We start from the raw sequence: 11,991 nt of genomic DNA, 5'->3' as shown, positions 1-11,991 counted from the left end.
TATCATACCAGAATATTGCCTGGGCTAATTTTACGGGGCGACACCGTTTCGATTACCCTGATCCACCAGTTTCATTAATTCATCCAGGGGAATGCTGGGCAAGGCTGAGGCGAGTGCAACTATAATGGCGATGCGGTCCCGTGTTCGAGAGTCGGATAAATTCGATGACAACGCGAGCGAAATGCGCATTGCCTCGGCTCTCTCCGATCTTGCGGTTAGACGCTCAAAGTATCGATCAGCGCGAGAATTCGCGGCCCTGGCCTGCCAAAACATCAATCCACTTGCGAGGCCAGGCAAGACGCCCGCGACCCCAGTTGCCAAACCCTTTGTTCCATCGATGTAGCTGATCACAAGTCCAGCCAGTACAAGAATCATTGCAACGCCGCCAGTGATGAAACTGGCGACACTGAGACGCTTTTGCTGCTTGCAGGCGGCATCGTAGTATTGGAAGTCAAGATCGGATCGACGCACTGCTGCCGCCTCGACCCACTCGTATAGCCGAACGGCTGGACCTTCGGTGCTGGGTTTGTCGGGTAGGAGTTCGGTGATGTCTTCGCCCTGAACAACCTTAATAGACTCATTTAATGTAACCGCTTCTTTGCGTCCCAACTGCAATCTAATGCGCTCAGTCAATGCTGCGTAAGTTGAGGAAGCGAAGGTTGTCACACCGGATATGGCAACCGTGACCAAAATGCCGGTCAGTTCGGATGCGTCCACATTCCCCTCGATCTTGATGTGTACACGATGCCCTGGCGTGCTCGCCGACCGATCATAAACGCGAAACGCTCTCATCCGACCGCGAATCGACGAGTTCGGCAATCGCCCAACGGGAGAACGCTACTGGTTCGATCCCAGCGTCGCGGACGATAGTATTAGCAGTTCAGAACCGCTTTTTGGCCGGACCTCGCTGCTGCTCTGACCCAGGCGCACCGTGGCCCGATCGGGATCCTCGATCCGTCCTTGCGGTCGTGATCCTCTTCGACTGTCAGACCATCGTTCGTTCGGTTCAGCTCTGCGAACGAGTGCAGCAGGAGCTCGGAGCCGGTGGTGCTGCCCCGTCCTCGGAGCTCTGGTCTTGAAGTTCTTGGGGTGTTTGAGGGTTCGAGGGGCTGGGTACTGGTGTAACTACCAGCTTTGTCGCTGGTCAAAGCCCCGATGCGCCCCCGGCAGGAATCGAACCTGCGACCTAGGGATTAGAAGGCCCTTGCTCTATCCAACTGAGCTACGGAGGCAGTGCGGGCATCGGTGATGCGGGCACCAAACACCATGACCCATATCGATCTCGGTGTCCAGCGCGTTAAGTATAGCGAGCGTCCAGATCGGGTTATGGTGGTCGTGTAGCAACTGTTCGGCGCGTCGGGGTGGTTGTGCGGACCGGAGGACGGGAAACCCCCGGGGAGTACGGACCGCCGCTCGGAACTACGCTTGGTCGTATGTCGTCACCGCAGGGCCCGGCCGCAGCGCAGCACGTACAGGCGAACCGGGGCGGTTCTCCGGTGACGTTCTCGGCGGTTGCTGCGCTCGGGGTGGCGTTTGCGGCTGTGGTGGCGGCGATGGTGGTGGCGCTGTCCGCGTCGCAGGCCTTGACACTGCTGGGGATTCCTGATCCTGGGCCCCTCACTACGTACGGGTTGCCGGCGGTGCGGGCGATTGCCGATCTGTCGGCGGCGTTGACGGTGGGGTCGCTCTTGTTCGCGGCGTTCTTCGTGCCGCCGCAGCCGGACGGGTTGCTCGATGTCGGGGGATTCCGGGCATTGCGGCGGGCCGGGAACTTCGCGCTCATGTGGGGTGCGTCGGCGGCGCTGCTGGTGCCGCTGACGCTGTCGGACACTACCGGGCAACCTTTGCGGAACACGTTGCGTCCGGAAGCGGTGTGGCGCGCCGCGAATCAGGTCGAGGTGGCCGGGTCGTGGCGGATGACCGTGTTCTTCGTGCTGGCGCTGGCGATCGGGTGCCGGCTCGCGCTGCGGTGGGGGTGGACGCCGCTGCTGCTGGCCGTGTCGGTGCTGGCGCTGATGCCGGTCGCGCTGACCGGGCACTCGTCCGCGGGCGGGGCACACGACCTCGCCACCAATAGCCTGATCCTGCACCTGCTTTCGGCCTGCTGCTGGGCGGGCGGACTGTTCGCGGTGCTCGCGTACGCGCTGCGGGACGGGAAGCACACCGCGCTGGCGACCAGACGGTTCTCGCGGGTCGCGACTGTCGCGTACGTGGTGATCGCGATCAGCGGCGTGCTCAATGCGTATGTGCGCGTGCCGTGGTCGGACCTGCTCGGCACCACGTACGGAAAACTGGTGCTGGCCAAGACGTTCGCTTTGGTCGTGCTCGGCTGTATGGGTTTCCTGCAGCGCAGGCGTGCCATCCCGGCGCTGGAACGCGACCCGCAGGACCGCGGCGCGCTCATCCGGTTCGCGGGCGTAGAAGGCCTGATCTTCGCGGCCACCATCGGTCTCGCGGTCGGGCTCGGCCGAACCCCGCCACCCGATCTGCGCACCATCCCGACGCCCGCGGAAGTCGAGCTCGGCTACAACCTCGACGGGCCGCCCACCGTCGGCCGGATCCTGTTCGACTGGCGCTTCGATCTGATCTTCGGCACGCTCGCTATCGTGCTCGCCTTCGTCTATCTGCGGGGTGTCGCGCGCCTGCGGGCGCGCGGCGATGCCTGGCCGATCGGGCGGACCATTTCGTGGCTGTCGGCGTGCGCGGTGCTGCTGTTCGCCACCAGCTCGGGGGTCGGCCGGTATGCGCCGGCCATGTTCAGCGTGCACATGGCGCAGCACATGATGTTGTCCATGCTGGCGCCGATCCTGTTCGCGCTGGGCGGTCCGGTATTGCTGGCGCTGCGGGCGATCCCACCGGCCGGGCGCGATCAGCCGCCGGGGCCGCGGGAGTGGATTCTCGCCGCCGTGCACAATCCGGTGTCGCGCTTCATGACTCAGCCCGTGGTGGCGGCGGTGTTCTTCGTCGCCGGGTTCTATGCGCTGTACCTGGGCGGACTGTTCGACAAGTTCGTCGGCGAGCACGGCGCGCACCTGGCGATGAACCTGCACTTCCTGGTCAGCGGCTACCTCTTCTATTGGGTGGTGATCGGCATCGATCCCAAGCCACGGCAGGTGGAACCGATCACCAAGATCGGCATGGTGTTCGGCTCGCTACCGTTCCACGCCTTCTTCGGCGTCGCCCTGATGAGCATGGAAACCGTGATGGGCGGCTGGTTCTATCGGGGCCTGGGCCTCAGCTGGAACCACGACCTGCTCGGCGACCAGCACACCGGCGGTAGCCTCGCATGGGCCAGCGGTGAAGTGCCGCTGGTGGTGGTGATGCTCGCGCTGCTGATCCAGTGGTCGCGCAGCGACGCCCGCCTGGCGACCCGGCTCGATCGTGCGGCCGAACGTGACGACAACGCGGACCTGACCGCGTACAACGCCATGTTCGCCGAGCTCGCCCGGCGGGACGGAGAGGGACGCAAGTGAGTGACGTCGCCATGGCGACCCGGAGGATCAAGCGGCTCTACCGCTCCGATGTCCGTCAGGCCCGCCGCCTGCTGCGCGGTCACGTACGCAAGACCCCCGTCTTCCACACCGACGTGCTGGGGCCGCGCGGTCCCGTGCCGGTCACGCTGAAACTCGAACATTTGCAGCACGGCGGCACCTTCAAGGTTCGCGGCTGCCTCAACGCCTTGCTGCAGGCGCCCGCGGGGACGCGCAGTGTGGTGCTGGCCTCCGCCGGAAATGCCGGGATCGCAGCGGCACTCGCGTGTGCGGTGCGCGGGCTGTCGTGCACGGTGGTGGTGCCGGAATCGGCGTCGCACACCAAGGTCGCGGCCATGTGGTCGCACGGCGCCGAAGTCCTCTGGCACGGAACGACTTACGCCGAGGCGCATCAGTACGCCACCGAACTCGCGGTTCAGCGCGGGGCCATGCGGCTGCACGCCTACGACCTGCCGGCCATAGTGGCCGGTGCGGGCGTGGTGGGGCTGGAGATCGAGGATCAGGTGCGCGGGCGGCCGCCGGTGCTCGCCGCGGTCGGGGGCGGGGGACTGGTCGCGGGTATCGCGGTGGCGCTGGGACTGCGCGGGCGGGTGATCGGCGTCGAACCCGAGGGGGCGGGGACGCTGCACGCGGCGCTGGCCGCCGGGCGGCCGGTCGATGTGGAGGTCGACAGTGTGGCCTCGGATTCGTTGGGCGCCAATCGCATCGGAGAGATCGCGATGGAGGTGTCGCAGCGGTATGCGGTGCGTTCGGCGCTGGTCAGCGACGATGCGATCGTGATGGCGCGGGAGCATCTGTGGCGGGAATTCCGTCTGGTGGTGGAACCGGCGGGCGCGACGGCCGTGGCCGCCATTCAGAGCGGCGCATATGTGCCGGTGGCGGGAGAGCGGCCGGTGGTCGTGCTGTGCGGCGCGAACACCGACGTTGCGACTCTGTAGCTGTTCACAACGCGGAAGTTATCCACATTCACCCAGCTGTGGCTGTTGCGCGCCGTCCGGGCGGTCCAAGCTTGAAGGGACCAATCGTATCGGCCGAAACAGCAAGGGGGAGAACGGTGTACGAAGCGAACCTGGCATTGATAGGGCGGGTTGTCACGCATCCGACCCGGCGAGCGCTGCCGAACGGCGAGTCGGTGATCTCGTTCCGGCTCGCCAGTACGTCCCGCCGATTCGATCAACCCACCGGGGATTGGGTGGACAGCGGTACGTTGTATCTGACAGTGAACTGCTGGCGCCGGCTCGTGGAAGGCGCCGAACAGTCTCTGCAGCGGGGCGACCCGGTCATCGTCTACGGTCAGCTGCGCACCAACGAGTACACGACACGGGACGGTGTGGAGCGCTGCGACCTGGAGATGCGAGCGCTGGCGCTCGGCCCTGATCTGGCCCGTTGCACGGCTCCCGTGCTGCGCAAACACTTTGGACGCAGCGACCGGCCGGACCCCGTTCCACAGGCGGAACCCGATACCGATACTGCCGGAGAACCGGCAACACAACACAGTTAGGCTTGCCCATATGGCTGAGTTCATCTACCAAATGCGAGGGGTTCGCAAAGCTCATGGCGACAAGGTCGTACTCGACAATGTGACCCTGAACTTCCTCCCCGGCGCCAAGATCGGTGTCGTCGGTCCGAACGGCGCCGGTAAGTCGAGCGTGCTGAAGATCATGGCGGGACTGGACCAGCCGAACAACGGTGATGCCTGGCTGGCGCCCGGCGCGACGGTCGGCATCCTGATGCAGGAGCCGGCCCTCAACGAAGAGAAGACCGTCCGCGGCAATGTCGAGGAGGGCCTCGGCGAGATCAAGGTGAAGCTGGACCGCTTCAACGAGATCGCCGAGCTCATGGCCACCGACTACTCCGACGAGCTCATGGAAGAAATGGGCAAGCTGCAGGAGGACCTGGACCACGCCGACGCGTGGGACATCGACTCCCAGCTGGAGCAGGCCATGGACGCGCTGCGATGCCCGCCGCCCGAGGAGCCGGTCGTCAACCTGTCCGGTGGTGAGCGCCGCCGCGTCGCGCTGTGCAAGCTGCTGCTGAGCAAGCCCGACCTGCTGCTGCTCGACGAGCCCACCAACCACCTCGACGCCGAGTCCGTGCTGTGGCTCGAGCAGTTCCTCGCCCAGTACGCGGGCGCGGTGCTGGCCGTCACCCACGACCGGTACTTCCTCGACAATGTCGCGGAATGGATCCTCGAGCTGGACCGCGGCCGCACCTACCCGTACGAGGGCAACTACTCCACCTACCTGGAGAAGAAGGCCGAGCGGCTCGAGGTCCAGGGCAAGAAGGACCAGAAGCTGCAGAAGCGCCTCAAGGAGGAGCTGGCCTGGGTCCGCTCCGGCGCCAAGGCCCGGCAAGCCAAGAACAAGGCCCGCCTCGGCCGCTACGAGGAAATGGCCGCGGAGGCCGAGAAGATGCGGAAGTTGGATTTCGAGGAGATCCAGATTCCGGCCGGCCCGCGCCTGGGCAATGTGGTGGTCGAGGTCGAGCACCTGGACAAGGGCTTCGGCGACCGGCAGCTCATCAAGGACCTGTCGTTCACGCTGCCGCGCAACGGCATTGTCGGCGTCATCGGCCCGAACGGTGTCGGTAAGTCGACGCTGTTCAAGACGATCGTCGGCCTGGAGAACGCGGACAGCGGCTCGGTGCGCGTCGGTGACACCGTCAAGCTGAGCTACGTCGACCAGAACCGCGCCGGTATCGACCCGAACAAGACGGTGTGGCAGACGGTTTCCGACGGCCTGGACTTCATCCAGGTCGGCAGCCAGGAAATGCCTTCCCGCGCTTACGTTTCCGCGTTCGGGTTCAAGGGCCCGGACCAGCAGAAGCCGGCCGGGGTGCTCTCCGGTGGTGAGCGCAACCGCCTGAACCTGGCCATGACCCTCAAGCAGGGCGGAAACCTGATCCTGCTCGACGAGCCCACCAACGACCTCGACGTCGAGACCCTGGGCTCGCTGGAGAACGCCCTGGAGAACTTCGCCGGGTGCTCGGTGGTCATCTCCCACGACCGGTGGTTCCTGGACCGCACCTGTACCCACATCCTGGCGTGGGAGGGCAACGACGATAACGAGGCCGCATGGTTCTGGTTCGAGGGCAACTTCGAAGCCTATGAGGCCAACAAGATCGAGCGCATGGGTCCGGAAGCGGCCCGCCCGCACCGGGTCACCCACCGCAAGCTCACCCGCGGTTAACCGAACTCCCTTGGGCTCTCAGGGATAACCCCTGAGAGCCCGATGGGGAGGGCTGGTGGTGACGGAGGTGTCATCGCCAGGCAAGCTGAGAGTTGTTTGCTGGATGGCTTGCGGTTTGCCAGGTGGCGCGTTGCGGCATGCCAGGTGAACGGCTATCGAGCAGCGAACTTGGCAGTTTCGCGTATGCATTTATGTGTGAAATCCGTTTTGGTGCAAGGTTTGTCGTCCCCGACCTGGCGATTTCGGGCAGACCCGACACGGGCGATACCGTCCGGTTTGTCCGTATTGTGAGACGCGTTACAGCATTGGGAGGAATTCAGCCCGCTGCATCGGGCGTCCAGCTACTCTCGGAGCCGGCGTCACTTTGTTACGGAACCGAATCCGAGGGAGTTGGCGAAATGACGGTCTCGTCCGAGTTGTCCAGTGCCGCGTGGGCTGCGAGTTTGCCCGCGTCTCTGCGTGGCAATCTGGTCTCGCTCGAAGAGGCGTATTTCCGACACGTGGATGCGGGGGACGCGGACTGCGCGATCCCGACCACCTCCACCCATATTTTCCGCTGTCACGTGGATCTCGCCATGCAGCGCACGCCCGGCACGGCCGTGGTCCGGGTGCATCATGCCGATGACGACGCGCAACTCGGCGTCGCCGTCCAGATGGTCACCGACGACATGCCACTACTGGTGGAGTCGGTCACCTCCTCGCTCAGCCGGCTGGGCATCAGCGTCAGCGAAATCGTGCACCCCATCTTCGAGGTGACCCGCGATGCCGCCGGCCGCCTGGAAACCGCTGTGCCACACGAGGTCGACGGTAACGGCGCCACCGGGCTGCGCGAGTCCTGGATGCATGTGCAGCTGCATCCGTCCACCAGCGCCGAGCAATTGGAGCGCGCCGCCGCCGCACTGCCCGATGTGCTCACCGATGTCCGCCAGGTCATGGGTGACACCGAGGCCATGCGCGAGACCCAGGGCCGGGTCGCCGACGAGCTGGACACCATCGCGGACAAGGGCATCACCCCCTTCGGCGCAACCGATCTCGCCGATTGTGCCAATCTGCTGCGCTGGCTCGCGGACGGTCACTTCACCGTCCTCGGCTACGCGCGCTACGAACGCACCACCGTCGACGGACAGGCCAAGTCGGTCATGGTGCCCGGCACCAGCCTCGGCGTGCTCGGCTCGCCGGACGGCACCGACTTCCGCGTACCCGACAACAGCGGGGACCAGTCGCTGCTCATGCTCACCCAGGGCCTGGTCCCGGCGACCGTGCACCGCGCGGTCTACCCCTACTTCGTCGGCGTGGCCGATTTCGACGAAACCGGCGCTGTCACAGGTGAACACCTGTTCATCGGCGTCTTCACCGTCACCGCGTTGCACGAGAACGTGCTCGACATCCCGGTCATCGAACGCCGGGTGCGATCCATCATCGAGGCCAGCGGTTTCGACCTGGAGTCCTTCTCCGGCCAGGAGATGCTCGAGGTCATCCAGTCCTTCCCGCGCACCGAGTTGTTCTCCTCCGACGGAGACACCTTGCGCCGCACCGCCAGTGCCGTCCTGAATGTCGGTATGCGCCGCCAGGTCCGGCTGTTCATGCGCATGGACGGCTACGGCCGCTTCGCAGCCTGCATGGTCTACCTGCCGCGCGACCGCTACACCACGCGGGTCCGCCTGGAGATGCAGGACATCCTGGTGCGCGAGCTCGGCGGTGCGTCCATCGACTATTCGGCCCGAGTGTCCGAAAGTGATCTCGCCAGCGTGTATTTCACGGTGCGCCTGCCCGATCACGGCAGCGTCGCCGACACCTCGGAGAGCAACCGGTTGCGCATCCAGCGGCTGCTCGCCGAGGCCAGCCGCACCTGGGACGACCACCTCCGCGACGAGGCCGCCAACTCCAGCACCCTGGATCCCGTTGTGCTGGAACGCTATGTCGCGGGACTGCCGGAGAGCTACAAGGAGGACTTCGAGGCCTGCCGCGCCCTCGACGACATCGTCCGGTTGCAGGCGCTCCCGGACGGCAGCATCGACCAATACCTGTACCGCAATGCCGATTCCACCCCCGGCACCTGGCGCTTCACCCTCTACATCGGCGGCGCCGGCATCTCCCTGAGCCAGGTGCTGCCCGTACTGCAGAGCCTCGGCGTCGAGGTCGTCGACGAGCGGCCGCACGAGGTGGAGCTGGAACACGGCCTCCGGCAATGGATCTACGACTTCGGCCTGCTGGCCCGGCCCGACCTGCTGCGCAGCGCGCTGGACCGCAATCTGGACGCCGAACTCGTGGAATCGGCGGGCCGCCTGGACGCGCTCGACGCCCAGGTGCGTGGACTGCGGGAACGCTTCACCGATGCCTTCGAGGCGCTCTGGTTCGGCCGCGCCGAAGCCGACGGCCTCAACGAACTGGTACTGCGCGCCGGCCTGAACTGGCGCACCGTCTCCATCCTGCGGGCCTACTCGAAGTACCTGCAGCAGGCCGGATTCCCCTACAGCCAGGCCGCCATCACCCGGGTGCTGCTCGCCTACCCCGACGTGTCCAGCATGTTCGTCGACCTGTTCGTCGCGCTCTTCGATCCGGATTCGGCCAACCCCGAGCATGCCCGTGAGCTCGAGGGCGCGGTACGGCACCGCATCGATGATGTGGTCAGCCTGGATGCCGACCGCATCCTGCGCGCCATCCTCGGCCTGATCAAGGCCACCCTGCGCACCAACTACTACGTCACCGATGCCGAGGGGCGCTCCCGGGATTACCTGTCGTTCAAGGTGGAACCGCAGGAGATCACCGAATTGCCCAAGCCGAGGCCGCAATTCGAGATCTGGGTGTACTCGCCGCGGGTCGAGGGTGTGCACCTGCGTTTCGGTCCCGTCGCGCGTGGCGGGTTGCGCTGGTCGGATCGCTTGGAGGACTTCCGCACCGAGATCCTGGGCCTGGTGAAGGCGCAGGCGGTCAAGAACGCCGTCATCGTCCCGGTCGGTGCCAAGGGCGGTTTCGTGGTGAAGCAGCCGCCCGCCGCCACCACGGATCCGGTCACCGATCGCCAGGCGCTGCAGACCGAGGGCGTCACCTGCTACCGCACCTTCATCTCGGGTCTGCTCGATGTCACCGACAATGTGGATCGGGTCAGCGGTGAGGTCATTCCGCCGGAACGGGTGCTGCGCCGCGACAGTGACGACACCTATCTGGTGGTCGCCGCGGACAAGGGCACCGCGACCTTCTCCGATATCGCCAATGATGTGGCGAACTCTTATGGTTTCTGGCTCGGTGACGCCTTCGCCTCGGGTGGTTCGGCGGGCTATGACCACAAGGCGATGGGTATCACCGCCAAGGGCGCCTGGGAGAGCGTGAAGCGGCATTTCGCCGAGATGGACATCGACACCCAGTCGCAGGACTTCACCGTCGTCGGTGTCGGTGATATGAGCGGTGACGTGTTCGGCAACGGCATGCTGCTGTCGCGGCACATCCGCCTGGTGGCCGCGTTCGACCACCGGCACATCTTCCTGGATCCGACCCCGGACGCGGCAGCCTCCTTCGCCGAACGTGAGCGCATGTTCGCGCTGCCGCGCTCGTCGTGGGCGGATTACAACCGCGACGTCATCAGTGCCGGCGGCGGTGTCTATGACCGCACCGTGAAATCGGTGCCGGTCAGTGAACAGGTCCGGGCCGCATTGGGTTTGGCCGACGAGATCACCGCGCTGTCCCCGCCGGAGCTGATCCGGGCGATCCTGAAATCGCCGGTGCAGTTGCTGTGGAACGGCGGTATCGGCACCTACATCAAGGCTAGTACCGAGACCAATGCCGAAGTGGGCGACAAGTCCAATGACGCGGTGCGGGTGAACGCGAACGAATTGCGGGTCACCGTGATCGGTGAGGGCGGCAATCTGGGCGCCACCGCACTGGGCCGCATCGAGTTCTGCCGCCACGGCGGCAAGATGAACACCGATGCCCTCGACAACTCGGCGGGCGTGGACTGCTCCGACCACGAGGTCAATATCAAGGTTCTGCTCGACGGCGTCGTCTCCAACGGCGAACTGCCCGAAGCCGAACGCAACCCCTTGCTGGCCGCCATGACCGATGAGGTCTCGGCACTCGTGCTGGCGGACAACGTGTCCCAGAACTACCTCATGGGTATGTCGCGGGCCGAAGCCCCGCGCATGCTCAATGTGCACAAGCGCCTCATCGAAGAGATGGAGGACAAGCGCGGCCTGGACCGGGAACTGGAAGCACTGCCCACCGACGCCCAGATGAAGCTGCGCTCGGAGCAGGGCACCGGCCTCACCTCGCCGGAACTGTCGAATCTCATGGCGCACGTGAAGCTTTCGCTCAAGGCGGACCTGCTGGCCAGCGATCTGCCCGACAGCACCTACTTCGCCGCCGGGCTGCCGCAGTACTTCCCGACCCCGCTGCGCACTCGCTTCGCCGCCGCCATCAAACGGCACCGGCTGCGCCGCGAGATCACCACCACCATGCTCATCAACGAGATGGTGGATCTGGGCGGCATCACCTACGCCTTCCGGCTGGGTGAGGAGATCGGGGCCTCCGCCTCGGATTCGGTGCGCGCCTTCACCGCCGCGACCCAGATCTTCGACCTGCATTCGGTGTGGCACCGCATCCGCGAGGCCGAGGTCTCCACCGGCATGAAGGACGCCCTGGAGCTGGAGACCAAGCGCACGCTGGACCGCGCCTCGCGCTGGCTGCTCAACAACCGGCCGCAGCCGATCGCGGTCGGCGCGGAGATCCACCGCTACGCACAGGGCGTGCGGACGCTGTCGCCGCGGGTGCCGGGCTGGCTGCGTGGGCATCACATCGACACGCTGAACGAGCAGTCGCAGGCCATCATCGATCAGGGTGCGCCGTCGGAACTGGCCACCGAGGTCTTCGGGCTGCTCAACCTGTTCCCGTTGCTCGATGTGCTCGATATCGCGGACATCACCGATCGCAGCGGTGAAGAGGTCGGCGCGCTGTACTACGCGCTCAACGATCACCTCAAGATCGACTGGCTGTTGCAGGCGGTCAGCCACCTGGAACGCGGCGACCGCTGGCACGCACTGGCCCGGCTGGCTTTACGAGACGACATGTACGGGTCGCTGCGCTCGCTCACCCTCGACGTGCTCTCCGCCGGCGACCCGGAAGAGACGGCCGAAGAGAAAATTGCATACTGGGAGTCGAAAAACCAGTCCCGGCTGGGTCGCGCCCGCGCGGCACTCTCGGAACTGTTCGAATCCGGAACCCACGACCTGGCCACGCTGTCGGTTGCGGCGCGGCAGGTGCGCAGCATGGTGAGCGGGGTGGGTGCGCAATCGGAGGTACCGCGTTGACGAGTGTCGGTT

6 protein-coding genes and 1 tRNA gene are annotated in these 11,991 nt (G+C 65.5%); 5 read left to right on the top strand and 2 right to left on the bottom strand.

The window, feature by feature from the left end; translation table 11 throughout:
* Window positions 1-30: 30 nt before the first annotated feature.
* Both ACIP5Y_RS06325 and ACIP5Y_RS06320 read right to left on the bottom strand, forming a co-directional pair.
* Window positions 31-717, bottom strand: coding sequence for a hypothetical protein (locus tag ACIP5Y_RS06325; protein ID WP_400348076.1), 687 nt, complete (start codon window positions 715-717; stop codon window positions 31-33).
* Window positions 718-1,158: 441 nt separating this feature from the next.
* Window positions 1,159-1,232: transfer RNA gene (locus tag ACIP5Y_RS06320), tRNA-Arg, on the bottom strand.
* A gap of 201 nt (window positions 1,233-1,433) precedes the next feature.
* Between ACIP5Y_RS06320 and ACIP5Y_RS06315 the strand changes: the two genes are divergently transcribed.
* The 5 genes from ACIP5Y_RS06315 (at window position 1,434) to ACIP5Y_RS06295 (ending at window position 11,979) form a co-directional block, all read left to right on the top strand.
* A complete protein-coding gene (locus ACIP5Y_RS06315) occupies window positions 1,434-3,473 on the top strand; it encodes a cytochrome c oxidase assembly protein (protein WP_400348074.1) in 2,040 nt (679 codons plus the stop codon).
* 11 nt (window positions 3,474-3,484) lie between these two features.
* A complete protein-coding gene (locus ACIP5Y_RS06310; protein ID WP_400349169.1) occupies window positions 3,485-4,429 on the top strand; it encodes a threonine/serine dehydratase in 945 nt (314 codons plus the stop codon).
* A gap of 116 nt (window positions 4,430-4,545) precedes the next feature.
* Complete coding sequence (ssb, locus tag ACIP5Y_RS06305; RefSeq protein WP_397003662.1) at window positions 4,546-4,992, top strand: single-stranded DNA-binding protein; 447 nt, start codon at window positions 4,546-4,548, stop codon at window positions 4,990-4,992.
* Between the two features lie 10 nt (window positions 4,993-5,002).
* A complete protein-coding gene (ettA, locus tag ACIP5Y_RS06300) occupies window positions 5,003-6,679 on the top strand; it encodes an energy-dependent translational throttle protein EttA (RefSeq protein WP_400348072.1) in 1,677 nt (558 codons plus the stop codon).
* Window positions 6,680-7,077: 398 nt separating this feature from the next.
* Window positions 7,078-11,979 (top strand): NAD-glutamate dehydrogenase, encoded by a 4,902-nt coding sequence (locus tag ACIP5Y_RS06295; RefSeq protein ID WP_400348071.1) that lies wholly within the window; start codon window positions 7,078-7,080, stop codon window positions 11,977-11,979.
* The last annotated feature ends 12 nt before the right edge of the window (window positions 11,980-11,991 follow it).

The organism is Nocardia sp. NPDC088792 (assembly GCF_044750615.1).
Taxonomy (GTDB): domain Bacteria; phylum Actinomycetota; class Actinomycetes; order Mycobacteriales; family Mycobacteriaceae; genus Nocardia.
The sequence above is the reverse complement of the archived record's forward strand: the minus strand, read 5'-3'. Positions and strand labels throughout refer to the sequence as shown.

Excerpts from the sequence above, each read along its gene's own strand:
- ACIP5Y_RS06295 (WP_400348071.1), top strand. The coding sequence starts at position 7,078 with ATGACGGTCTCGTCCGAGTTGTCCAGTGCCGCGTGGGCTGCGAGTTTG.
- ACIP5Y_RS06310 (WP_400349169.1), top strand. The coding sequence starts at position 3,485 with ATGGCGACCCGGAGGATCAAGCGGCTCTACCGCTCCGATGTCCGTCAG.
- ettA (WP_400348072.1), top strand. The coding sequence starts at position 5,003 with ATGGCTGAGTTCATCTACCAAATGCGAGGGGTTCGCAAAGCTCATGGC.
- ACIP5Y_RS06315 (WP_400348074.1), top strand. The coding sequence starts at position 1,434 with ATGTCGTCACCGCAGGGCCCGGCCGCAGCGCAGCACGTACAGGCGAAC.